The sequence below is a fragment of the Bradyrhizobium jicamae genome, assembly GCF_001440395.1.
GTDB classification, from domain to species: domain Bacteria; phylum Pseudomonadota; class Alphaproteobacteria; order Rhizobiales; family Xanthobacteraceae; genus Bradyrhizobium; species Bradyrhizobium jicamae.
Window position 1 is genome coordinate 19,423 of the sequence record NZ_LLXZ01000177.1, and the last position, 24,090, is coordinate 43,512.

At 63.0% G+C, this 24,090-nt stretch carries 22 protein-coding genes and 2 riboswitches; of the genes, 8 read left to right on the top strand and 14 right to left on the bottom strand.

What is annotated here, in order from left to right; translation table 11 throughout:
• Positions 1 to 82 precede the first annotated feature (82 nt).
• Both CQ12_RS29595 and CQ12_RS29600 read right to left on the bottom strand, forming a co-directional pair.
• A complete protein-coding gene (locus CQ12_RS29595; protein WP_057838819.1) occupies positions 83 to 2,809 on the bottom strand; it encodes an EAL domain-containing protein in 2,727 nt (908 codons plus the stop codon).
• Positions 2,810 to 2,891: 82 nt separating this feature from the next.
• Positions 2,892 to 4,001: a FecR domain-containing protein gene (locus CQ12_RS29600; RefSeq protein ID WP_057838820.1), complete on the bottom strand. Its 1,110-nt coding sequence runs from the start codon at positions 3,999 to 4,001 to the stop codon at positions 2,892 to 2,894.
• A gap of 128 nt (positions 4,002 to 4,129) precedes the next feature.
• On the opposite strand from CQ12_RS29600, the gene CQ12_RS29605 reads away from it, so the two are divergent.
• Positions 4,130 to 5,914, top strand: a complete 1,785-nt coding sequence (locus CQ12_RS29605) for a ShlB/FhaC/HecB family hemolysin secretion/activation protein (protein ID WP_057838821.1) — start codon at positions 4,130 to 4,132, stop codon at positions 5,912 to 5,914.
• 2 nt (positions 5,915 to 5,916) lie between these two features.
• Here CQ12_RS29605 and CQ12_RS29610 read toward each other — a convergent pair whose 3' ends face one another.
• Complete coding sequence (locus tag CQ12_RS29610) at positions 5,917 to 6,324, bottom strand: LPS-assembly lipoprotein LptE (protein WP_057838822.1); 408 nt, start codon at positions 6,322 to 6,324, stop codon at positions 5,917 to 5,919.
• A gap of 219 nt (positions 6,325 to 6,543) precedes the next feature.
• On the opposite strand from CQ12_RS29610, the gene CQ12_RS29615 reads away from it, so the two are divergent.
• Positions 6,544 to 7,983, top strand: coding sequence for a caspase family protein (locus tag CQ12_RS29615; protein ID WP_057838823.1), 1,440 nt, complete (start codon positions 6,544 to 6,546; stop codon positions 7,981 to 7,983).
• Between the two features lie 55 nt (positions 7,984 to 8,038).
• Positions 8,039 to 10,093, top strand: a complete 2,055-nt coding sequence (locus tag CQ12_RS29620; protein WP_057838824.1) for a pyrroloquinoline quinone-dependent dehydrogenase — start codon at positions 8,039 to 8,041, stop codon at positions 10,091 to 10,093.
• Here CQ12_RS29620 and CQ12_RS29625 read toward each other — a convergent pair whose 3' ends face one another.
• Positions 10,094 to 10,555, bottom strand: a complete 462-nt coding sequence (locus CQ12_RS29625; protein WP_057838896.1) for a PaaI family thioesterase — start codon at positions 10,553 to 10,555, stop codon at positions 10,094 to 10,096. It lies immediately after the preceding gene.
• 236 nt (positions 10,556 to 10,791) lie between these two features.
• On the opposite strand from CQ12_RS29625, the gene CQ12_RS29630 reads away from it, so the two are divergent.
• From CQ12_RS29630 to CQ12_RS29640, 3 genes are all read left to right on the top strand, one after another.
• The gene (locus CQ12_RS29630; RefSeq protein WP_057838825.1) at positions 10,792 to 11,076 is read left to right on the top strand and encodes a hypothetical protein; all 285 of its coding nucleotides are present in this window, start codon (positions 10,792 to 10,794) and stop codon (positions 11,074 to 11,076) included.
• Between the two features lie 81 nt (positions 11,077 to 11,157).
• The gene (locus tag CQ12_RS29635; protein WP_057838826.1) at positions 11,158 to 11,388 is read left to right on the top strand and encodes a hypothetical protein; all 231 of its coding nucleotides are present in this window, start codon (positions 11,158 to 11,160) and stop codon (positions 11,386 to 11,388) included.
• Between the two features lie 97 nt (positions 11,389 to 11,485).
• Positions 11,486 to 11,824 (top strand): PilZ domain-containing protein, encoded by a 339-nt coding sequence (locus CQ12_RS29640; RefSeq protein ID WP_057838827.1) that lies wholly within the window; start codon positions 11,486 to 11,488, stop codon positions 11,822 to 11,824.
• Here CQ12_RS29640 and CQ12_RS29645 read toward each other — a convergent pair.
• The 7 genes from CQ12_RS29645 to CQ12_RS29670 form a co-directional block, all read right to left on the bottom strand.
• Entirely contained in the window at positions 11,821 to 12,075 is a 255-nt protein-coding gene (locus CQ12_RS29645) for a DUF6894 family protein (protein WP_057838828.1), read from the bottom strand. The two genes, CQ12_RS29640 and CQ12_RS29645, sit on opposite strands and share 4 nt — an antisense overlap.
• Before the next feature lie 216 nt (positions 12,076 to 12,291).
• Positions 12,292 to 12,471: a hypothetical protein gene (locus CQ12_RS29650; RefSeq protein ID WP_057838829.1), complete on the bottom strand. Its 180-nt coding sequence runs from the start codon at positions 12,469 to 12,471 to the stop codon at positions 12,292 to 12,294.
• Positions 12,472 to 13,344: 873 nt separating this feature from the next.
• On the bottom strand, positions 13,345 to 13,668 hold the full coding sequence (locus tag CQ12_RS29655) for a hypothetical protein (protein ID WP_057838830.1): 324 nt from the start codon (positions 13,666 to 13,668) through the stop codon (positions 13,345 to 13,347).
• 530 nt (positions 13,669 to 14,198) lie between these two features.
• Entirely contained in the window at positions 14,199 to 14,324 is a 126-nt protein-coding gene (locus CQ12_RS47295) for a hypothetical protein (protein WP_283807424.1), read from the bottom strand.
• A 677-nt stretch (positions 14,325 to 15,001) separates the two neighbouring features.
• Complete coding sequence (locus CQ12_RS42880; protein ID WP_083519533.1) at positions 15,002 to 15,202, bottom strand: hypothetical protein; 201 nt, start codon at positions 15,200 to 15,202, stop codon at positions 15,002 to 15,004.
• Between the two features lie 726 nt (positions 15,203 to 15,928).
• Positions 15,929 to 16,111, bottom strand: coding sequence for a hypothetical protein (locus CQ12_RS44325; RefSeq protein ID WP_157088568.1), 183 nt, complete (start codon positions 16,109 to 16,111; stop codon positions 15,929 to 15,931).
• 536 nt (positions 16,112 to 16,647) lie between these two features.
• On the bottom strand, positions 16,648 to 16,836 hold the full coding sequence (locus tag CQ12_RS29670) for a hypothetical protein (RefSeq protein WP_057838833.1): 189 nt from the start codon (positions 16,834 to 16,836) through the stop codon (positions 16,648 to 16,650).
• A gap of 285 nt (positions 16,837 to 17,121) precedes the next feature.
• Here CQ12_RS29670 and recA point away from each other — a divergent pair, with 285 nt between their 5' ends.
• A complete protein-coding gene (gene recA, locus CQ12_RS29675) occupies positions 17,122 to 18,213 on the top strand; it encodes a recombinase RecA (protein ID WP_057838834.1) in 1,092 nt (363 codons plus the stop codon).
• Between the two features lie 116 nt (positions 18,214 to 18,329).
• A complete protein-coding gene (locus tag CQ12_RS29680; protein WP_198164285.1) occupies positions 18,330 to 19,319 on the top strand; it encodes a hypothetical protein in 990 nt (329 codons plus the stop codon).
• Between the two features lie 107 nt (positions 19,320 to 19,426).
• On the opposite strand, the gene gcvP is transcribed toward CQ12_RS29680, so the two are convergent.
• From gcvP to gcvT, 3 genes are read right to left on the bottom strand one after another with little or no spacing between them, the layout of a single operon-like run.
• Positions 19,427 to 22,300 carry an aminomethyl-transferring glycine dehydrogenase gene (gcvP, locus tag CQ12_RS29685; RefSeq protein ID WP_057838835.1) on the bottom strand — a complete coding sequence of 958 codons (2,874 nt, stop codon included), beginning with the start codon at positions 22,298 to 22,300 and terminating at the stop codon, positions 19,427 to 19,429.
• A gap of 12 nt (positions 22,301 to 22,312) precedes the next feature.
• Positions 22,313 to 22,678, bottom strand: coding sequence for a glycine cleavage system protein GcvH (gene gcvH, locus CQ12_RS29690; protein WP_057838836.1), 366 nt, complete (start codon positions 22,676 to 22,678; stop codon positions 22,313 to 22,315).
• Positions 22,679 to 22,700: 22 nt separating this feature from the next.
• A complete protein-coding gene (gene gcvT, locus CQ12_RS29695; RefSeq protein ID WP_057838837.1) occupies positions 22,701 to 23,846 on the bottom strand; it encodes a glycine cleavage system aminomethyltransferase GcvT in 1,146 nt (381 codons plus the stop codon).
• 48 nt (positions 23,847 to 23,894) lie between these two features.
• A riboswitch (glycine riboswitch) is annotated at positions 23,895 to 23,983 on the bottom strand.
• Positions 23,984 to 24,074, bottom strand: a riboswitch (glycine riboswitch).
• Between the last annotated feature and the right edge of the window lie 16 nt (positions 24,075 to 24,090).

The following is a 24,090-nucleotide window of genomic DNA, read 5'->3' on the forward strand; positions in this document are numbered from 1 at the left end:
GCGTCCCGCCTACCTCATAAGGGCTAGATCGGTTCGAGCGGTCGCGTTAACGGATCGTTCAGCCTGATCGAGCGACCAGCCGCTACGCCACCTCGGCGGCGGCGGGAGCCGTGAGGAATTTGGCTTCAAAGTCGTGGGCCGGCATCGGCTTGCCGAAGCAATAGCCCTGTCCTTCTTCACAGCCCATCCTGACCAGGAAGTCGGCCGTGTCGCGGTCCTCGATGCCTTCGGCGATGACGGACAGGCCGAGCTGCTTGCTCAGCCCGATGGTCGAACTGACGATCGCCGCGTCGTCGGGATTGGTCAGCAAGCCCAACACGAAGGAGCGGTCGATCTTCAGCCCATCGAGCGGGAATTTCTTCAGATAGCTCAAGCTGGCAAAGCCGGTGCCGAAATCGTCGAAGACGAGACGAACGCCAAGTTCCTGAATCTCGAGGAACGTATTCAGCGCCTCCTGCTCGTCGTGGAGCAGGATGTCTTCGGTGACCTCGAGCTCGAGGCTGGTCGGACTTAAACCCGTGCTGGCGAGCGCCTGCGCGACCGAGATGGCGAGACCGCCGGACTCCAGTTGCGACGGTGAAAGGTTCACACCGATGCGGAGCTTGTGTCCCGCGCGTTCCCAGGCGGCACCCTTGGCGCAGGCGGTTTGCAGAACCCAGTCGGCGATCCGTTCGGAAATCGGTGAGGTATTGACGATCGGCATGAATTCCGCCGGCGAAACCAGGCCCCGCTCGGGATGACGCCAACGGATCAGGGCTTCGGCGCCCATCAGGCGGCCGTCGGCCAGACGCAGTTGCGGTTGATAGAACAATTCGAACTCATCGCGTTCCGCGGCCAGCGCCAGCTCCGCTTCCAGCGTCAGGCGCTTCTCAAGTTCGCGCCGGATCGAGTCTTCGAACAGCACATAGCCGCCGCGGTTGGTCGCCTTGGCGCGGCTCAGCGCTAGATGCGCGTTGCTGAGAAGCTCATCGGCCTTTCGTCCGTCGCCCGGGCAAACGGCGGCGCCGATGCTGACCTTGACGCGGAGGTGGCGGTTTCCGGCCAGCAGCGGCGCGTCGAAACTGTCGCCAATCTGCTCGGCAAAGCGGCTGAGGTTTTCTCCGATGTCGCTCGTCGGAACAGCGATGGCGAATTCGTCGCCACTCAAACGCGCGACGAGACCCGTCGGCGGAGTTGCCGCCGCCAATCGCTGCGAAATGGCGCGAAGCACGAGATCGCCGCAGGTATGGCCGAGCATGTCGTTGATCTGCTGGAAGCCGTCGATGCCGATCACCAGCAGGGCCACCTTGCCGCCGCTTGCCTCGTCGGCAGAAATTTTCGCATCGAGTTGGGCGTGAAGGGTGTTTCGGTTGATGAGCCCTGTCAGCGTGTCGTGTTCCGCCAGATATTTGATCCTCTCGGCTTCGCGCTTGCGTACCGAGATGTCGCGCAGGATCGCCCCGAATTGAAACCCATCGGCGCCTTGCCAGCCGGAGAAGGAAGCTTCAACCGGAAACACCTCGCCATTGCTGCGGCGTCCGTCGAACTCGACCACTGATCCGGCAGCCAGATGGGCAGCGCTCTCGATCGAAAAGGAAGACGTGGGGAGGGCTTCGTCGCGGGCGCAGATCTCGTCGAAGGGGCGGCCGATCATTTCCTCCGGCTTGTAGCCGAAGATCGCGGTCGCGCCGGGATTCCAGACCGTAATCATGTAACGGGAATCCGTGCAGATCAGGCCGTCGCCGAGCGACATCGCCACGCGCTGAAAGCGGCTCTCGGCGACCCTGCCGAGCAGATCGCGGATGTCGATTTCGTCGAGCGCGGTGGCCGCGATGTAGACGATGATGGCGATATGGAACAGCGACGTGTCGACAATGAGCGGAAAGGCCGCCTGCAGGGCAAAGGCGCCGGTCTCGAGGGCGACCGCCGTTGCACCGAGCATCGCCACGCGCTTGCGGGCGGAAAGGCGGCGCCATGAGAGCAGCATGAGCAAGGCGAGCAGGACCAGGCCCGTCGCCGTGACGACGTGCGAAGTCCATTGCAGCGCGCGGTTCTGCAGCAGCGATTCTGCGGCCAGTGTCTGCAGCACGGGACCGGACAGGATCACGCCGTTCGGGACACTGAAGCGGTCACCGAGTTCGAGAGCCGTGCCGCCGACGATGACCTTCTTGCCCCTGAGCTTTTGCAGTGTCGCCGGGTCGCCGCGCAGGACGTCGACAAAGGATACTTTGGGAATGCCGGCCGTTCGGATGCTGTAGTCGATCAGGAATGGCGCGCGCTTTTCGCCGTATTGGCCGGAGATGACGGAAGCCATCGACGGCACGAATTTGCCGTCCAGCTTCTCGCCGAACGGATAGCGGCGGACGAGGCCGTCGGGTCCGACTTCGACATTGACGAGAGCAGGCCATGAATGTTCAGCGAATTGCGGCAACGGACGATTGACGTGAAGCGTCGTCCTGTCGGTGCGGGGCTGCTGGAAGGAGGGCAGCACGACCGATCCGCCGGCGCCCTGCAGGGCTTCGGCGAAATTTCGGTCCGACGAGGTGTCGGAAGGCGTCGAGAAGTCGACATCGAGCGCAATGTCCTGGACGTCCGCCTTCTGAAGCTGCCGGATCAGTTCGGCGTGGAACAGGCGCGGCCACGGCCAGACGCCGATCCTTTCGATCGACGACGCGTCGATCGCGACCACCACGATGTCGCCGCTGACCTGGCGCGACTGCCAGGAGAATCGCTGGTCGGCCAGTACATTGCGAAGCGAACTATGCCAGCCGCCCGCCAGGACGATCGCCAACGCGATCATCACGAAAAGATGCGGCCGATACTGTTTCACGTGGTCACCATTCTGGTGGTTCGAATGCGGCGTGGTTGGGATTGATGGCTTTCAGTTCGGGCTATGCGCGTCAGCTCACCGTTCAGCTTCTGCCCCGGCCGTTCCCATTGCCGTTTCCGTTCCCATGCCCATTTGCGTTGCCATTGCCCCTGCCGTTGCCATTGGCCCCGTTCCCATTGCCGTTTCCGTTTCCATTCCCATTGTTGCTTTTGCCGTTGCCGTTTCCGCCGCCCTCAGAGCCGCTGGAGGCAGCTATCGCGGCGTTGACGCTGGAGGCGCTGTTCGCTGCGCTGCTGGCGCCGTTGCCCTGGCTGTTGTTCGCGGTGTCGGACGCATCCCAGACCGTGTTGTCCCTGGCGGCGTTACGCGATCCGCCATGCACCGCCGACTTGTCGCGGGCGAGGCCGTGAGTGACGCGATGGACGTTGAGGCGGACTTCGCCGATCGACGATGAGATGCGGGTCACGCCCGGCCTCGCGAAGTGCACACTGGACTGACGTGACGGCTGGACGCCCTGTCCATTGCTGGCGTGGCGGATCGCCGTAAGGCCTCCGCGCGGCACCGGCGTGCGCTCGATCGAGGGCGCGCGGGGCTTGCCTTGCTCGATCGGGGCGAGGACACCGGCTCCGCCCAGCGACAGCCCGGTCTTGCCGCTTGCGAAGGCGGTCGCATGCTGGCCGGCCATCACTTGCGCGATCTGGCCGGTCTTGAAGTCGGAGACCTCAACCTGGCCGCGGATCACGTCGACGCTGGTCTTTCCCGCATTGACGGTGACTCGGAATTGCGTGCCCTTCACCACGGCGGCGAGGTAGGGCGTCTCGACTTCGAAATGCTTGACGTTGCGCTTTTCGACGTCGAGCAGGATCGAGCCCGCTTTCTGCATGATCGTCGTCGACAGCCCTTCCTTCTTCTCGGCGGGGACGCCGATTACGGAATTCGGCGCGACCAGAATCGTTTCGTCGCCGCGCTTCAACAGGACGCGGCCGTTACGGCCGGTGCGAATCGTATCGCCCGGCTTCAGGACGTCTTCCTGCTTCAGCGATGCCTGTTGCACGCCGCTGCCGGCGAGCCAGACCTCGCCCGAGGATTTGCTGACCGTCCAGTCGCCGCCATCGGCGGCGAACGCGCCGGAAGCCGCAGCCAGCATAAATGCTCCAGCGAGTGCTGCTGAGATCGGATTGGCCGCACGCATGAAACTCTCTCCATTGCCGCTTTGTCCCGTAGGCTAGGAGAAATGTTTCAACATTGAGTGAGCGAAAGCCGCGCGCCTCGCGTGATGCATTAACCGTTCATTGACCATAATTTTCTATTAAAAATCATATGGCTACCAGTTCCGTCACCGATTTCGGCTCTTCATCCGTACAATTACGGAGGCGGGCCACTTCAGCTTTGTCCCGCGTGGTGACGATTAGCGTCGGACTGTGGAGTTTGATCGCCTTCCCGGCGCAGGCGCAGCACGCCAACCAGCCCGCGTATGATCCGAAGCAGACCGAGAGACGTTTCGAGGACCAGCAATCGAGTCAGGGTGCGAACGGACGGCCGCGGCTGCCGTCGCCGCAATTTGCTGGCGCGGAGGGGCAGGGAAACTCGATGCCGCTGTTCGTGCTTCGGCGCGTTTCGATCCGCGGCGCCGTCGCGATCCCGCAGGACCGGCTGGCGACCGCCTATCAATCCTACATCGGGAAAAAAGTATCGCAGGCCGACCTGGCCACGATGGCCGCTGCGATCGGCGATATCTATCGCGCCGCCGGCTTTCATCTCAGCCGCGCGATCGTTCCGCCGCAGGATATCCAGAGCGGTGCGCTTCGCATTCAAGTCATCGAAGGCAGCATCACGGATCTGACATTGAAGGGCGACGGCGCCGAGCAATTCGGCGTCCAGCCGATGCTCGCGGCCGTGCTGGCGGAACGGCCGTCGCGGCTTGCAACGCTCGAACGGCAATTGCTGCTGATCAACGGCAGGCCCGGCGTGCGGATTGAGGACACCGCGATCGAGGAGATCGGCACCGCGAGCGGTCACTTCCGCCTGATCCTGTCGGTGAAAACCTGGCACGTCTTCACCTCGTTCGGCGTCGACAATTTCGGATCGTCCTCGGTCGGGCCGTGGCAGAGTTACGGAGCGGCCGCGTTCAACTCCTATCTCGTAGCAGGCGATTCCTTGGCGGTGAATCTCTCGACCACGCCCGGCGATGTCAGGCAACTCGCATTCGGCCGGCTCTCCTATGAGGCGCCGGTCGGCACCGACGGTGCCCGCGTCGGCGCGTCGGGCTATTACAGCGAGGTCCGGCCCGGCGATTACCGCCGTCTCTTTGGCGACACCATCAAGACCGATTCGTTCGAAATTCGCGGCAGCATCGTTCCCTTGCAATCGCAGAAGTCCGGCCTGACGCTGACTGCGGCTGCCGGTTTCACCAATGCGTCCGAGAAAGACGTGTTCGGCCCGATCTACGCCGACCGCATCCGCACCGTCAGTTTCACGGCCGATTACCGCCTGCAGGACGATTTCGGCGGTACCAATTATCTGACGGCGAACTATCGCCAGGGCCTCGACATTTTCGGTGCCTCGCACCGCGGCGACGATGACCTGTCGCGCTTCGGCGCATCAGCCACATTCTCCGCGCTGAATTTCTGGTTCACGCGCTACCAAACGATAACAGATGCGTGGTCGCTGAAACTCGCCGCAGCCGGCCAGGCCGCGTCCGGTCCGCTCTTCACCTCGCAGCAATTCTATCTCGGCGGCCTCGCATTCGGGCGCGGCTATGGCAGCGCCGAGATCAGCGGCGACAACGGTCTTGCCGGCACGGCCGAACTGCGCTTCGACCAGAAGACCAGTCTGCAGTATCTCAGCGGCTACCAGCTTTACGCCTTCGTCGACAGCGGCGTCGCCTGGAACGACGGCTACCACCTGAGCGACGGCCTGTCGCTGACCTCGGCCGGCGCCGGCGTCCGCTTCTTCCTCGTCGACGGCCTGCAAGCCGACATCGGCGCCGCCGCGCCGCTCACTTACCGCGCACCAGACAATCCAACCCGCGGCGCGCGCGTGCTGTTCTCGCTGACGAGCGCGCTGAAGCTCTGTCCGGTGCGCGCGACGACAAGGTGTCTGTAGCGTCAGACCGGCTCGTAGCTCTCGCTGGTGCAGGTATCCTCGGCTTCGACCTTTTGCCGATCGGCGATCACGCCGTCGGAAATCTCGATCCGATAGGTCTGCGTGCCCAGGGGCTTGCCGGTCACCGAAACCACTTCGGCCTTGACGCAGGCGGTCCAGCCGGGGCCGCGGAGGTTGGGGCGCGGCTCGGAGACGCGAACATGTGTCGGTTGCGAGGCCGCCATAAATACCGAGTCCAGCTTCTGCCGCAGCAGCATCTTGACGTCGGGCGGCGTCCCCAACGTAGGCGGGTCGGGCGCCTTGCCGCGCATGAAATCGGGCACCGGCGCGCGGACGTCGGCAAAGCCGCAACCCGCAAGCATCAGCGCCGCGCCCGCCACCAGCGCTATATGAACCCCGATCCGCCGCATCGGAGGTTGTCTTAGCCCAGCAGGGCGATTCCGGACAGGGGATTGCCGCACACAAAGCGATCTCGCGACTGTGATTTGGATCACTGCGCGCGATTTTGGCCCTGCGACAACATCGCCTTTGAATCGGGCCTCCGTCACGCCTCACATGGCGCGGCCGGCTTGAACCTATGGCTTCGGGGACGTGACCAATCCGAAGCCTGTACTGTCGGAGGTGGCATCATGTTCCGTCACACGCTGTTTGGATTGATGGTTCCCGCTGCGTTGCTCTTGGGCGCACCGTCTGCGTTCGCTGAGAATCGCCTCGCACTGGTGATCGGCCAGTCCGCCTATCGATCGGTGCCGGCGCTGCCCAACCCGGCCAACGACGCCAAGGCGGTCACCCAGTTGCTCACCGATTCCGGCTTCGAGGTTTCGACGGCCTCCGACCTTTCGCAGGGGCAGATGCGGGATAAGGTCAGCGAATTCGCCGGCAAGGTGGCAGCCAAGGGTCCGGATACCGTGGCCCTGGTGTTTTACGCCGGCCATGGCCTGCAGATCGACGGCGAGAATTTTCTGGTTCCGGTCGACATCGATGCGAAGCGCGAAGCCGACATTCCGCTCCAGGCGGTGCGCCTCAACGACATCCTCAATACGCTGGCCTCGGTGCCGAGCAGGATGCGCATCCTGATGCTCGATGCCTGCCGCAACAATCCGTTCCCCGAGTTGAAGACCGCCGGCAGCGGGCTGGCGCTGGTCGATGCCAAGGTCGGCGCGCCCGGCACTTTCCTGTCGTTCTCGACCTCGCCCGGCGCGGTCGCGGAAGACGGCTCCGGCAACAACAGCCCCTATACGACCGCGCTGCTTGCGGCTGGCAAGGAGCGGGGGATTCCGATCGAGGAGACCTTCAAGCGCGTGCGGCTGGCGGTGAACAAGGTCACCGAAGGCCGGCAGACGCCGTGGGACAGCTCGTCGCTGACCGAGGATTTTCGCTTTTCCGGCGCCTCCGTCGCTGGTCCCAAGCCCGCGGCCGCGCCCAAGAAGACGGTTGCCGAATGGACGCGCGAGCTGAACGGCAAGCCGGTCGAGGCGGCGAACGAATTGATCGTGGCCGACGGCACCGACGAAGCCTATGAGGCTTTTGCCGGTCTCTACCCGCAGACCTCGCTCGGACGGCTGGCGCGCGATTGGCTGGTCCGGCACCGCCGTATGGTGGCCTGGAATAACGCCGTGCTGATTAACACCGCGTCGGGCTATCGCTCGTTCCTGACGCGCTTCCCCGACAGCGATCTCAGCGCGACCGCGCGCAAGCTGGAGGAGCGGCTGCGCAACCGTCCCGAGTTCACGCCGGCCGTTGCGGCCGCCAACGCCGCGCTGCCGCAGAACGTTGCGCTCGCCGCACCGATGTGTCCCTGCAACGTGCAGCCGCCGCAGCAGCAGCCGATCAAGGTCAATGCGCCGGTACGGCGCGTCGAGCCGGATCCGCCGAAGCGCGTCGATCGCAAGCCGCCGCGGCGCGTGCGCGAGCCGGATGACGACGTCGTGGTCGTTCGCCGTCCGCCACCGCGCGTGGTGTACGATGCGCCGCCGCCACCGCCGGTCAGCATCGGCATCGGCATCGGTCTCGGCGGATTTGGTGGTGGACGCGGTGGCAACTATGGCGGCCACAGGGGTGGATACTGAGACGGCAATAGGGTAATCGATCCCGCAAGCGTTTAGGTTGCGCTTGCGGGGCAGGATGCGAAATCCGGTTTGTCTGTTCGCTGTCGTCATTGCCATTTTTGGCGCGGGTAACTTGCTTCCTGCTTCCGCCTGGGAGCATTGGGGCGGCGATCGCGGGGGATCGCGGTTTTCGCCGCTGAAGCAGATCACACCTGACAATGTCGGCAATCTCGTCCGCGCCTGGGAGTTTAGCACCGGCGACCTCGACCGCCGCGCGCCCGAGGTGATGAAGCGGACCAAGTTTCAGGCGACCCCGCTGCTCGTCGAGGACAGCCTGATCTTCTGCTCCCCCTTCAACGAAGTCATCGCGCTCGATCCCGGCAGTGGTGCGCAGAAGTGGCGGTACGATCCGAAGATCCTGACCAATCAACGTCCTGCCAATCGCTATAATTGCCGTGGCGTCGCCTATTGGGTTGACGGCAAGGCGCCCGAGACCGCCGCCTGCCGCGCGCGCATCTTCATGGGTACCAACGACGCGCGCGTGATCGCGCTCGACGCGAGGACCGGCATTCCCTGCGCCGATTTCGGCGCCAATGGCGAGGTTAGGCTCGACATTGGTATGTCGCTGGAATGGCCCGGCGAATTCCAGATCACATCAGCACCCGTCATTGCCGGCGACACCGTCATCGTCGGCTCCGCGATCGCGGACAACCGCCGCGCCGAGGCGCCGCCCGGCACGGTGCGCGCCTTCGATCCGCGGACGGGACAGTCGCGCTGGAGTTTCGATCCGCTGCTGCATGACGGCGTCACCGCCGGTCATGCCAACGTCTGGGCGCCGATGTCGGTGGACGAGGCGCGGGGGCTGGTGTTCCTGCCGACATCCTCGCCGAGTCCGGACTTCTGGGGCGGCAAGCGGCCCGGCAACAACGACTACGCCAATTCGGTGGTGGCGCTGCGCGCCGAGACCGGCGAACGCGTCTGGTCGTATCAGACCGTGCATCACGATGTCTGGGATTACGACCTGCCGGCGCAGCCGACGCTGGCACGCATCGATACGGGCGAAGGCCAGCGCGACGTCGTGATCCAGCCGACCAAGCAGGGCTTTGTGTTCGTGCTCGATCGCGACACTGGCAAGCCGATATGGCCGGTGGAGGAGCGCAGCGTTCCGCAAGGCGGCGCCGAAGGCGAGCAGCTCTCGCCGACACAGCCGTTTCCAACCCACGTGCCGGCGCTGCTGCCGCAGCGGATTTCGGCCGATGACGTGTTCGGCTTCATTCCGTTCTGGGACGGCGAGGCCTGCCGCGCGAAAGTCGCGGCGGCGCGCAATGACGGTCTCTACACGCCGCCATCGACCCAAGGCTCTGTGGTGTATCCGATGACCGGCGGCGGCGTGAACTGGGGCGGGGCGGCGTTCGATCCGGTCAACCAGATCCTTTACGCCAACACGACGCGGGCGATTCATATCGTCAAGCTGCTGCCACGCGCGACGGTCGCCGATGGCTTCAACCCGCCGCCCGGTCACGACTTCGGACGGCAATTGGGCACGCCGTTTGCGATGACGCGCGCGGTCGCGTTGTCGCCGCTCGGGCTATTGTGCAACAAGCCGCCCTGGGGCGAGATGGTCGCGGTCGATTTGAAGGCCGGCAAGATTCTCTGGCGCTCGCGGGTCGGCACCACGGAGGATCGCGCGCCGCTCGGCATCGCTTTTCGGTTCGGCACACCGCTCGGCAGCGGCGTCGCGATCACTGCCGGCGGCCTTGTCTTCAGCGGCGCGATGGATGCGTATCTGCGCGCCTTCGACGCCCGATCGGGGCAGGAACTGTGGCAGGGAAGGCTGCCGGTGCCGGGCGTTGCCAATCCCATGACGTATCTATGGAAGGGCGAGCAATATGTCGCGATCGGCGCCGGCGGTCATTCCGAGTCGGGCACGACCATCGGCGACAGCGTGGTGGCGTTCCGCCTGGCGCGACCGGGCGAAACGCCTTCGCTGATGTCGCGAACCATCGACCGGCCGGGCGGAAGATTCTCAGCCGGTGCGGCCGCGGCTGCGGTCGTGGTGCTGCTGACGGCGATGCTGGCCTGGCGATGGCGGCGGAATCGAAAACTGCGAAAACAACCCCATGCACAGTAGCTAAAGCATCGCGAACGCGCTCGAGACCATCGCTACCGGCTTGTTGTCGGCAGCCGACGACAGTGTGACCCGGCCGAAGCTCATGGTGCGTCCGAGACGGACGACGCGCGCATCGGCCAAGACGTCGGAGCCCGCGACCGCACGCATGAAATGCGTGGTCTGGTCGACCGTCGTCATCGGACGATAGCCGCGGTTGGCGGCGAGATTGGCGATCACCATCGCGGTGTCAGCGAACGCCATCAGCGCCTGGCCCGACACGGTGCCGCCATTGCGGCACAGCCGCTCCGAGAACGGCAGGCGCAGCACCGCGCCCGGCTGCCAGTCGGCGGCATCCGCGGGCGGGGTAGCGTCAAAGCGCTCGATCGACAGGTTGAGATCCATCACCCATGGCGCAAACACCTCGCCGAGCACCCGCCTGGCTTCCGTAATGCCGAATTCCGCCGTCTGTGGCTGTTGTTGCATGAATTTGCGCTTCCTCGTCCGATCTTGTTGTCGGCGCATTGTAGTGGTCATTGCGGCGAAGGGAACAGCGGTGGCAGGCGGCAGATGCGGCGTCATTCGCAGCGATTGAGCGCCATCGCCGCAAAACAGTGCGATTTCCGGCATCGAACCAAAGGCGGGTGCCCTCGCGCTTGGCGGGGCGGTTGGGCCGGTGGTATCTTTGCCGAAACGCCGAAAGCGTCCCAAAGGAGAGCGTCATGAGAATGCTGAGCGCGGCCGCGGTGGTGGTGTTGTTGACGGTGCCGGCCCACGCGCAGATGTCGACCCCCAACATCAACCTGATGCCGGAGTTCCAGTCCAAATCGCCGGAGGAAAAGGAGGCGGATGCGATCAAGGATAAGGCCTACAAGGAATCCTTGAGGAAGATTCCCGATTCCAAGGCCTCTTCCGATCCCTGGGGTACGGTGCGCAGCACCGATACCCCCAAGGCCGCCGCGCCCACCAAGCAGTCGAAGAGCAAGACCGGCACCAGCAGCCAGTAATGCCTTGCGACAACGGCGAGTAGGATTCGCTCGCCGCGACCCCTATATTTGACCTGTCGTCATCGTGTCTGGAGTTGCGACATGGTCTTTCGCCCGCGTGATCTCGCGAGCCGGATGGCCGGCCGGCGCAAGCCGGGCGATGGCTATCTGCGCGAGACGTTCACGCTGCCGCGCGACGAAGCGAGGGCGAGGGCGCGCGATTTCCTCACCCGCTATCCCAAGGCGGCCTATATGAGCTCGGTCGAAAGCTGGCGCGAGCTGCCCGGCGGCGAGATCGAATTCACGATGCGCCGCCTTGCCAGCGCGGACTAGCGCATCGGAATTTATACCGTCACCCCGGTTTTTGCCGAATTCCGATAACCCGGTATTCAGGTGTTCCGCCCTAGTATTTCTACGCAGTGGAGAAATCATGGCGAGAGACCGCAAAGACCTGGGGGCCCGCAAGTTCGTTCGGGTCGACCTGCACAAGCAGGGATTCCTGATTCCGGCGCCGGATGCGCCATGGATCCAGTGCTACATCCTGGACATATCAGACAATGGCGCCTGTCTTGATGTCGGCGACCTCGCGGTGCCGAAGATGTTCGGCCTTTCGCTGACTGCAGGCGGCGAGGTGCGGCGGGTCTGCACCTTGATCTGGCGCAGGGGTGAACTGGTCGGCGTCCGATTTGTATCGGCCAGGGAACTTCGAGGTGAGGTGGCGCCGCCTGGCGAGAGCGATACCGCTTCCCGGAAGGCGCCCGCTAATTAGCGTTCGTCTTGATCAGGATCCTGCAGCGTCTCCGCGACCAGACGAATCCGGAATACTGGCTTCTTGGATTCATCCAGCAATTCCATCTGCCACTCGGCATTTTCGGAGAGCTTCCGGGAAACATCCGCGATCATGTCACCGCAGACCCCGGTCATTTCCTTCCAGGCGGCGTTATGGTCGACAAATTCCGCGCCGTCATTGCTGACGCATGGGTCCTCGCCATGTCGAACGCGGAAGAAAAAGACCGGCATGGCAAGCTGACCAAATGCAAAATGGGCCACCGCTGGCCCGTGCCTCCCCAAGCGCCGGGGAGTGGATTCCTGGCGTGTCGAAAGATCAATACCGGGTTTTTACGGGCCCAAGCACGTTGCCGGGCATATAAAGCGGATTATCCCTCAGGCCTAACCTGATGTAATTGCTAAGAAATATCTTCCATGGAAGACCTGCCAAAGTGGCCGGCCGGCGGGTTATTCCCGTTCGGCTTTTTTTAGCTCCCGATCGATCCGAAGCTGGACCCGCCGGATGGCAAGCAGATTGAGCTTGGCTTCAGTCTTTCCCGCGACCACCCGCTCGCCGATACGGAATTGCCATTTCCAGATGCCCGGAGCGACCGCGGTTACGCTGTATTCAACGCCCTTGTGAATCATATAAGAATCCCGCTGCGGCTCCCCACCGCTTCAAAATTCAATTCCCATACTTAAAATTGCAATTGGCATTCGGTACAGCTAGACAGAGTGTTTGTCATATGCCAGTTTGAACACCGGCGAATGGAGCGGGAGCGGCCGGTGATACCTGCGCGGGCCCCCTCAGGGCGTTAGCTTGGCGCGCCGTTGCGTCAGCTCGCGATCAAACTTCAACTGGATGCGACGCACGGCAAATAGCGCAGGCGTTGCCTCGGTCTTTCCCGACCCCACCAGGTCGTCGATCCGAAATTGCCACTTCCAGAACCCCGGGACTTCCCATCCTCGTCAGCGCATATTCTGCTTCTGCGCTTTGGGACTGATGGAAATCGCCCACGCTCCCTGCAATAGCGGGCGTGAACTGCAAAGTACAATAGATCGTCTGTTCGATAAGTAACGGGTTGCCGCCGGACGTGCCGCGGAATTCTCGTCTGCAGCAAGCGTTCAACCCCGCGGGCGCGTCCAAATTCCCGGACTGCCCCGTTTCATGCCCCATAAAAAGCGCTGCGCCGCGCAAGCGGAATATCGTCGCTTGGCGGCGCAGGCCTATTCCCCGAGTATGCAATTGCCCAGGCAAGAATTTTGTCTGGGCGAGACGAAAAAGGTTCAACGCCGTTCAAGCGAATTTTCCAGGCGACGAATTTTGTCTTGGCACTAGCGCGCTGAAACGGGCGACCTGGGAGGCGCGTATCTGCTTGCGAGGGCGGGGTGGTCCTCCAGATTTTCCCCGCCGTCGGCGACCTCGCTGCATAGCCCCATGTGGCGGGGTCGTTGGGCCGGCGCGGACGGCCAGCCTTTCCTGCGCATGGAAAACCGGCGCAAGCCTTTCCGGATCGTGCGCTAGATTCTGGCCATGCCGGCGTAGTGTCTGCCGCTATAGGGACCGACGTGAACACCGGTCTTCATGCACTCCGTCCTGGCGGCCGTGCACATCTGAACCCTGTCGGACCGATCGGCGGAATCGCGAATGCAGGAAGCCGCATAGGCGCTGCAGGTGTGCGGGATCGCGCGGCGGTTCATTTGCCTGATGTAGGCGGCCGAGCGGCCGCCATCGGACGACTGGCAACACTTGCCATTCATTTTAGAGGCAGACGCAGGCGCGAGCGGGGACGACAGCACAACGCCGGATACGGCAAGCGACAGGATGACAGCGGCGATCTTCATTCGGCTCTCCCTTCCCGATGGTTGCTATGCGCGGCATACAACCACGGAGGACGAGAGACGCCGTCTAACATTTCGGCAATGTGGGAGGATTGGCTGAGCCGGCCGAATGCAAGCTCGAACGCGGGCACGATGCAGTGAGGCAGGCGACGTGTTCGAAGGCAGAAGGCGTCGGCGGCTGCCGCTCTCAATCCTGGCGCGATGGATACGGTTGCCGCGACGGAATGTGGGTTCGCGACGGTGCGTCCGCCGGCCGGATGGGCGGCGGCACGCGCGCGGGCTCCGGCGTGCGGCTGAGGCTCAAGAGCCGTGTGAGGAGAGCGGCGCCATGGCGTTGAAGTATTGGCAGGAGGGGTTCGTAGGCGAGGGCGGTCATTTGTATCTGCATGTGCGATGCATACCGCGCGCGCCTTGACGGACGGTGCAGGTAAAGCTGCAAGCACATCTAAAATTGTAAGCGACCTCGCCGGCGTCTCTCTTGGCACGCTGGCCAATAACGGTGAGGCCGCCCCGGTGGCGGCCTCATCGGAGAGCTAGCTTTTCGGCTGCTCTACATCAGGCGGCCGGGGGCTGGCGTCCGGCGCCTTTTCACTCCTCGCCGAAAGGTCGGCGGCCTTGTCGAGAAAGCCCGCTGCGACATCCGGATCGGTGGTGGCCATTGCAAACTTGAGAAAGGTTGCCGCTTGTTCCGTCAGGTATTTTTTTCCCGGCACAATACTGGTTCCCCGTTACACTACTCTTTTGCGCTGCGCCCGAGGCGACTACGCACTGCGGCGGAATCCGTTCCGGAGAAAATGTACAAAAGTGAACTTAAGGCGCATGCGCCACACAGGATCCCCCTCGCTCCCATTTGGGCCCAGGGTGGCAATGGAACGAGGCCAGTCCGGCAGTTCTGGCCGTCAATCTTCGCCCAGAAGCTTTCCGGTTTCCTTGTGGATGAAATGAAGCCGGGTGCACGCTAGACAGACGACGGACACATACGAATTGGGCCCGTCTTCCGGGGCGGTCGCCGGAAGCCAATGCTGAACGTTGCTGCCCAGCCGTGGACATTTGAACAGGATATGTCGACCCATGGACGGGAAATATGCCGGGCCTCAAGGGCCCGGTCACTTCCGTATGTTTGCGTAGCTGAGGCTGGTGGTTCGGGTATGAAAACACCGTGGTGTTACGGAATCCCCAGCGCGCGGCAAAAGCGCTATGGTGGCTTTCGCCGGGGCTGCTTTTTATTCCGAACCAATTTGTACCGGCTGGGGGCCGCTGAAAGGCGGCCCTTTCATTTTGCGCACAGCCGGACCGCGGCTTGCGAAAAGAGGCCGCCGGCCGAAGCGGCCTTGCTTCAGCTCGGAGCTTTCAGACCGGGCGATGCCAACCATTCGCTGATGTGTATGGCGGTTTCGTTCTGCCGGATTCGACGCAGGACATTGTCCCGCGCGAGGCCTGGCTTGAGCGTGTCGGCCTGCACGCGCAACTGAGCCGTATCTTCGGCCAGTCGCGCTTCTAACGTTGATGTCTGTGTAAAACGGCGACGCTTTCGCATGCGCTATTCCTTTCCATTGGAGGAAGGCGGGAGCGCAATGAGGCGTTCTCATCACCGATAGAAGCCAAGCACCGTGCGGTGATGATCGAATAATGCACCACAAGCGGGCACAGTTCTGTGCACTTGTGCGCACAACGCGAGTTAAGACACCGCTAACTTTAGACGAGGACACGGCCTCGGAATACGGAAGAAACCTAAGCTTAAATTTTAAATCAGGATATTGATTCATCAACTTGAGATAGTGGGCTGAAGTACGGACAGTGTGCGTACGGTGCTGGCCGAATCCGGCTATTCCCCCGTCCAAATCAGGTCACCGAAAACGACAGTGTCGGAAGCCGGACAGACAGCGCCGGAATTGCGATCTAATGCGTGGCCGGGCGGCCGGGATCGTACCTCAGCAATTGCTGATCAGGGGAGACGGCCGCAATGATGGATCGATCCCACGAGGTTCCGCAGGACCTCCGTATTCTCGTCCGCATTGTCTCGGCTTGCACATTAGGCCTCTGGGCATTTGCAGCAGGCTTGCTGATCGGGGTCTTCCTGTTTTCGTGATCCAGGTGCTGGGGCTCTGGTGCTGTCCTAATTAGGACAAGCGCTCTGCCAAATTGCAGGTGATTGCGAACGTCGATGCAAAAGGCGCTCGCACGCTGCTGAAAGCCATTCAAGCCAATCTGGACCTGCTGAGCGACGACGAAGAAGAGGCCGCCAACCGAGGCGGCCTGGTGGCTAACCTTGGCCTTGGGTCAATTGCTGCAAAATCTGTTGAAACATTTGGGCCGGGTCGTTTTGACCACCAGACGCTCCTTCGTTTCTGCACACTCCTTCAAGTGCCCCCTTGATGAAGCCGCCGCTCACGCCGTCCAGCTCATGGTCCTCCAACGGCAAAAGAAGGTCGATCTGCGTATTCATGTCCGTCTCCTTTTGTTCGATGGAGCGACCATTCGCTCGTTCATGCCCAAAAGAATAGAAGACGCTTGATGCCCTACCGTGATCCACGTCACGCTCCAAAACAGACCACTCCCAATTTCAAACCAGGCCACTAGCGTCGGAAACAGGCCAGCACCTATCGCCCGGTGCTGTCCTAATTAGGACACGTGTGTTGACAGATTAGGACACTTATTCGGTTTCGAGCGTTTGACGTTGGGGCGATCTAAGGTGATCGCTATGGATCTAGCAGAACGCTTCTTTATCGGTGTCGCTATCGTGGGTGGATTGTCTCTGTTCGGTGCCGTTTGGATGATCGGCGCCTAGGATCGACACTCGCAGAGGGGAATCAGGACAGCCGCCCCTGATCAGAACGCGTCCTATTTTGCAGGTCCGACTCGATAGCTTCACGAATGGCAGATGCGCTCTTGGCTGTAGCCTCGACACACTCATCATTACTTGGGCTGATTTCTTGTGTGATGGGATTTCCACTGCGGGATGTCAAAATGAAAGAGGCGGCCTTACTTGGCTGCCAATGTTGCATCTAAGCGGGCGCGATCTGCGGCGTGATCTGCCAAGCGGTCATATTCATTGGCAATGCGCAGCATCCGCTGCTTGGATTCCTCTTCCCAGCACTTTTCCGCTTTCAAGCGGGTTTCCTCTGCCCGATCTCGCCAGTGCTTCGGGTCGTTGAGATATTTGTAGCCCATCTCTGGAGACCTCCCATTCCCCACAACAACCAGGAACGAGAGGGCGGAGTTCCGGCAACGAATTAGGACACTCCCAAAATCAACCTAGGACACGAGGGGTAAAATACGGACAGCCCCTACGGGTACGGTACTGGCCGAAACTAGGCCAGCACCACGGGTACGAAAAGAACATATTGCGAACATGGAACAAACGTGGTACAAAGACTCCTAGACGAAATCGCACCAAAAAAGCCTCTCGCCGCCGTTTGTCCCGCTCGCGAATCCCCGCCATAAGGAGCACGTAATATGTCCGCCACTGCCCTGCGTATCGTTGAAGGATCCTCCATGGATAAGACCAAGGCCCTGTCCGCCGCGCTCTCCCAGATCGAGCGCCAGTTCGGCAAGGGCTCGGTGATGAAGCTGGGCAAGAACGACCGCTCGATGGACATCGAGACGGTGTCGACGGGCTCGCTTGGGCTCGACATCGCGCTTGGCGTCGGCGGGCTGCCGAAGGGGCGGGTGGTGGAAATCTACGGGCCGGAATCCTCCGGCAAGACCACGCTGGCGCTGCATTGTGTGGCCGAGGGACAGCGCAAGGGCGGCATCTGCGCCTTCATCGATGCCGAACACGCGCTCGATCCGGTCTATGCCCGCAAGCTCGGCGTCAACATCGACGAACTCCTGATCTCGCAGCCCGACACCGGCGAGCAGGCGCTGGAAATCTGCGACACGCTGGTGCGCTCGGGCGCGATCGACGTGCTGGTGGTCGATTCGGTCGCCGCGCTGGTGCCGAAGGCCGAACTCGAGGGCGAGATGGGCGATGCGCTGCCCGGCCTGCAGGCGCGGCTGATGAGCCAGGCGCTGCGCAAGCTCACCGCCTCGATCAACAAGTCCAACACCATGGTGATCTTCATCAACCAGATCCGCATGAAGATCGGCGTGATGTACGGCTCGCCGGAAACCACCACCGGCGGCAATGCCTTGAAATTTTACGCCTCCGTCCGCCTCGACATCCGCCGCATCGGCGCGATCAAGGAGCGCGACGAAGTCGTCGGCAACACCACCCGCGTCAAGGTGGTGAAGAACAAGCTGGCGCCGCCCTTCAAGCAGGTCGAATTCGACATCATGTATGGCGAGGGCGTCTCCAAGATGGGCGAGATCCTCGACCTCGGCGTCAAGGCCGGTCTCGTCGAAAAATCCGGCGCCTGGTTCTCCTATGACAGCCAGCGTCTGGGGCAGGGACGCGAGAACGCCAAGGCGTTCCTCAAGGCCAACCCCGACATGACCGCCAAGATCGAGCTGGCGATCCGCCAGAACTCCGGCCTGATCGCCGAGCAGATTCTCGCCGGTCCCGCCGAGCGCGACGCCGACGGCGAGGAGCCGGCGGACGACGAATAAGTTTCAGAAACGCTTCAGGGGTTAAGGCCTGAAACGTGACGGACGGGTGCTGTAGACGTTGAGTTGCCGACGTCTTCAGCGCCCGTTTTGTTGTGTGTGTGTCGTCGGAGAATGCAATGAAGCCTCTGATCCTGACCGGCTGGCTGATCCCGGAATTCATCGAGAATGGTTTCGCCGACCTCGCGCTGGATCTGGCTTTCTTCGACTTCGTCTGGGGACCGCAACCCTCGCCGGATGAACTCGCAGCCCACCTCGGTCCCCGCACACCAAACCACAGCCACGAGGGAGCCACACACTGGTCGGACTGGGGCGGTGGTCAGTGGAAACAGAGCAAAAGCAGGAAGTACCGTGATCTCAGCCTGGCTGAATTCTGCCAGCAATACGAAACCGTCGAACTATGGTTTGACGTGCGGCCGAAAGCGCAACTGAAACTGATCTGGCTGCTCGATTATTTCCGTTCTTATCCGGAAACCGTTGGCAGGTTGAAGCTGCGTCTTGTCGATCTGGAGATGATCGGGCTCGAAAAATTTGGCCGGTGGGACCCGCCGGCCGTTGACGTCACAGAAAAGGAATTGGCGACAGCGAGCGCCGCCTGGCAGGCTTGGCGATCGCCCACACCGCTAGCCTGCTTCGATCTGCTGCGAACTGATCTGGGCGCGTTGCCGCTTCTGAGGCCCGTCCTGATCGATCTGATCGAAGAACTGCCGTCAAGTTCGACGGGGCTTGGCGCCTCGGAAATGCGGATGCTCGAGTTGATCGCGCGAGGGTACTCACTCACAAACGCACTCTTCCATCTTTACCAACTGCGCCAAACGCGCGTCTTCAGCGAGTGGGAATACGGCTACTTGCTGGATGGGCTTGCGCACGGCCCGCGGCCGGCCGTGGCGGGCCTCGACGAGCAACTGCGTACGCTTGATCGGGAAAATTTTCGGGACAGGCACGCGGCTTACCTGCGAAGCAGGCTCTCGATCACCGAGTTCGGCAAGGCTGTTCTGGCGCACCAGGAGGATTTCAGCCGCCACAACCCGATCGATCGCTGGTGGGGCGGCACGCACCTGACCAACGACCGGCTATGGCGCTGGGATCCGGTCCTGCTCGTGCCGTAGCGGCGTGATGCGTAGGAGGGTGGAGCGAAGCGATACCCATCATCGTGCCGCATCTGCGGTGATCACCGCGATGGGTATCGCTGCGCTCCACCCATCCTACGAGATCGTCACTCCGCCGCCTGCGCGTAATCTTCCACCGGCGGGCACGAGCACACGAGATTGCGGTCGCCATAGACGTTGTCGACGCGCCCGACCGGGCTCCAGTATTTGTCGGTGCGCGAGACGTGATCGGGGAAACAACCCGTGGCGCGGCTGTAGGGACGATTCCATGCATCATCGACAATGTCGTGCACGGTGTGCGGGGCGTGGCGCAGCGGCGAGGCTTCAACCTTCCAGCGGCCGATCTCGATCTCCGTGATCTCGCTTCGGATCGCAATCATGGCATCGCAGAATCGGTCGATTTCGGCCTTCGATTCCGACTCGGTCGGCTCGATCATCAGCGTGCCCGCGACTGGAAAACTCATGGTCGGCGCATGGAAGCCGTAATCGATCAGGCGCTTTGCGATGTCGTCGACGGTAACGCCGCTCGTTGCCTTCAGCGCGCGGGGATCGACGATGCATTCATGCGCGACGCGGCCCTTGGCATTCCTGTAGAGCACCGGGAAATGCGGATCGAGCCTGCCAGCGATGTAGTTGGCGTTGAGGATCGCGATCTCGGTGGCGCGCGTGAGGCCTTCGCCCGACATCATCAGGATGTAGATGTAGGAGATGGTCAGGATCGACGCCGAGCCGAACGGCGCCGCCGACACCGGGCCGACGGCAGCCGGCACCGTGCCGTCGGTGGCGGGATGGCCGGAGAGATACGGCGCCAGATGCGCCTTGACGCCGATCGGGCCCATGCCCGGGCCGCCGCCGCCATGCGGAATGCAGAACGTCTTGTGCAGATTGAGATGCGAGACGTCAGCGCCGTAATCGCCGGGCCGGGAGAGGCCGACCTGCGCGTTCATGTTGGCGCCGTCGAGATAGACCTGGCCGCCATGGCTGTGCACGATGTCGCAGATCTCGGTGATGTGCTCCTCGAACACGCCGTGCGTCGAGGGATAGGTGATCATCACGGCGGCGAGATTCTTCGAATGCTTCTCGGCCTTGGCGCGGAGGTCGTCGACGTCGACATCGCCACGCGCGTCGCAGGCCGTCACCACCACCTCCATGCCGACCATATGGGCGGACGCCGGGTTGGTGCCGTGCGCGGAGGAGGGGATCAGGCATACCTTGCGATGCGGCTCGCCGCGCGCTGCGTGATAGGCGCGGATCGCCAGCAACCCGGCATATTCGCCCTGCGCGCCGGAATTCGGCTGCAGCGAGATCGCGTCGTAGCCGGTGATGTCGCACAACATTTGTTCCAGCCGCGCAAACAGCGTGTGATAACCGGCCGCCTGGTCCGGCGGCGCGAACGGATGCAGGCCGCCGAACTCGGGCCAGGTCAGCGGGATCATTTCCGTGGTCGCGTTCAGCTTCATGGTGCAGGAACCGAGCGGGATCATGGCGCGGTCGAGCGCGAGGTCGCGGTCACTGAGCTTGCGCATGTAGCGGAGTAGCTCGGTCTCGGAACGGTGCGTGTGGAATACGGGATGGGTAAGGAACGCACTGTCGCGCTTGAGTTCAACGGGCAGCGTCTCGCGCGCGGTCAATTCGACCTCCGCATAGGAAAGTATGCCGCCGAAGGCGCGCCACACCGCCTCGACGGTTTCAGGCGTCGTGGTCTCGTCGAGGGCAATGCCGAGCCGGCCCTGGCCGATCCGCAGATTGATCTTCTCGGTGAGAGCGCGCGCGACGATTTCATTTTGCCTGGCGCCGGCAGCGACCGTCACCGTATCGAAGAACGCCTGCGACTGCGGCGCAAAGCCGAGCCTGGCTAGGCCCGCCGCCAACACCACCGCGCGCCGGTGCACGGTGCGGGCGATATGCGTCAGCCCCTCCGGGCCGTGATAGACCGCGTACATCGAGGCGATCACCGCCAGCAGCACCTGCGCGGTGCAGATGTTGGAGGTGGCCTTTTCGCGGCGGATGTGCTGCTCGCGGGTCTGCAGCGCCAGCCGATAGGCCGGCGCACCGCGCGAATCCACGGACAAGCCCACAATGCGGCCGGGCAGCGAACGCTTCAGCGCGTCGCGCACCGACATATAGGCCGCGTGCGGGCCGCCATAGCCCATCGGCACGCCGAAGCGCTGGGCCGAACCGATGGCGATATCGGCGCCGAGCTCGCCGGGGGAGGCGATCAGCGTCAGCGCCAGCAGATCGGCAGCGACGACGGCGAGCGCGCCCTTGGCGCGCAGCGCCGCGATCGCCGGCCGCAGGTTGCGCACCGTGCCTGACGTGCCCGGATACTGCAGCAGTCCGCCGAACACCTCGGCCTTGTCGAGATCGGTGAGGGGATCGCCGACGACGAGATTCCAGCCCAGCGGCTCCGCACGGGTGCGCAGCACCGCGAGCGTCTGCGGATGCACTTCCGAATCGACGAAGAATGACTTGGTTTTCACCTGTGAGGCGCGCTCGGCGAGCGCCATCGCTTCGGCCGCGGCGGTGCCCTCGTCGAGCAGCGAAGCGTTGGCGACGTCGAGCCCGGTGAGATCGCAGATCATGGTCTGGAAGTTGAACAGCGCCTCCAGCCGGCCCTGGCTGATCTCGGGCTGATACGGCGTATAGGCGGTGTACCAGGCCGGGTTCTCCAGAATGTTGCGCTGGATCACCGCGGGCAGGATGGTGTCGGAATAGCCTTGGCCGATCAGCGAGATGAACACCTTATTCTGCGCGGCGAGCTCGCGCATATGCAACAGCGCCTCGGTCTCGCTCAAGGCTGGTCCCAGATCGAGCGGTGCCTTCTGCCGGATCGAGGACGGCAGCGTCTGGCTCATCAGCTCGGCAAGGCTGCTCGCGCCGACGCTGTCCAGCATGGACTGGATGTCGCGGGGCGAGGGGCCGATATGCCGGCGCACGAAATCGGTGGCGGCTGCGGCGGTCGTTTTGAGCGGCGCGTTCATGGCGTGCTTTCCTTAAGCCGTATGGGCCTTGTAGGCGGCTTCATCCATCAGGCCGCCGAGTTCGCTCTTGTCCGCAATCTTCAGCTTGAAGAACCAGGCCTTGCCGCCGGCGTCGGAATTCACCAGCGCGGGTTCGGCGGCGAGCGCCTCGTTGACTTCGATCACCTCGCCGGAGATCGGCGCGTAGACGTCGGAGGCGGCTTTCACAGATTCGACCACGGCCGCGGCTTCGGCCTTCTTCAGCGAGCGGCCGACCTTGGGCAGTTCGACGAACACGACATCGCCAAGCTGCGACTGCGCATAGTCGGTGACCCCGATGGTGGCGACATCGCCCTCGATGTGGAGCCATTCGTGGTCGGATGTGAACAGCGTGGTCATGAAACTTCCTCTGGCGTTTGAATCAGCGTTTATAGGTGTTGGGAACGAAGGGCATGGCAGCGACCTGCAGCGGCAGCCGCTGGCCGCGCACTTCCGCAAAAACCTGGGTGCCGTTTGCCGCGAGCGATGTCGGCAGATAGCCCATCGCCACCGGTGCATTGAGGCCCGGCCCGAAGCCGCCGGACGTCACCTTGCCGATCGGCTCGCTTGAAGCGGCATCCGCGAACAGCAGCGCGCCTTCGCGCACCGGCGCGCGGCCCTCGGGGCGCAGGCCGACGCGGCGGCGCGATGCGCCACTTTCAAATTGTGCGAGAATCTTGTCCGCCCCCGGAAATCCGCCGGCGCGGGCGCCGCCCGTGCGGCGGCTCTTCTGCACCGACCATTCCAGCGCGCCCTCGACCGGCGTCGTCGTGGTGTCGATGTCGTGGCCGTAGAGGCAGAGCCCAGCTTCCAGCCGCAGGCTGTCGCGGGCGCCGAGGCCGATCGGCAACACGTCGGGGTTTTCCAGCAGCGCCGTTACAAGCGTCTCGGCCTGCGCGGCCGGCACCGAAATCTCAAAACCGTCCTCGCCGGTATAGCCGGAGCGGGAGACGAAGCAGTCGAGGCCGGCGACCTGGCGCGGTCCAGCATCCATGAACCGCATGGCGGTGACGTCGGTGCCGAGTTTCGCCAGCGCCGATTCCGCCTTCGGCCCCTGCAGTGCGATCAGCGCGCGGTCGCTCAGCGAATCGATGACGCAGCTATCGGAGAGATGCGCGCGCAAATGCGCCTCGTCCTCGGCCTTGCAGGCGGCGTTGACGACCAGAAACAGATGATCGCCGAAATTGGCCACCATCAGATCGTCGAGAAGGCCGCCGTCATGATTGGTGAACTGGGCGTAACGCTGCCGTCCCGGCGGCACCGCCACGATGTCCTGCGGCACCAGCCGCTCCAGCGCGCGCGCCGCGTCCTCGACCTTGCCGGATTTCGCCCGCAGCGCGAGCTGGCCCATGTGCGACACGTCGAACAGGCCGGCTGAGCTTCGCGTATGCAGATGCTCCTTCAGCACGCCGGCCGGGAATTGCACTGGCATCTCATAGCCCGCAAACGGAACCATCTTGCCGCCGCGCGCCACATGGAGCGCGTGCAATGGGGTGCGTTTAAGGGGAGATTCGTCGCGTGCCAGCATTCGTTAGGCCCTCATGGGTTCCGGAGACCAGCCTCCGAAAACCCTAAGAAAGCCCCATCTGTCGCTGTGCCTGAGAGTATTATCCCGTCGGCGGACGCCCTGGGCATATGCCGCCCGGCGTCACTTTCCAGATGTTATTTCGTCACGCGGTCCGTTTGCCTGAGAGTTTCCGGGGCGGTTGCTCCTTCGGCGCCGGCGCTGAAGCCGATCTCTCCCGACGTGACGTCTTACAGATAAGACGGAA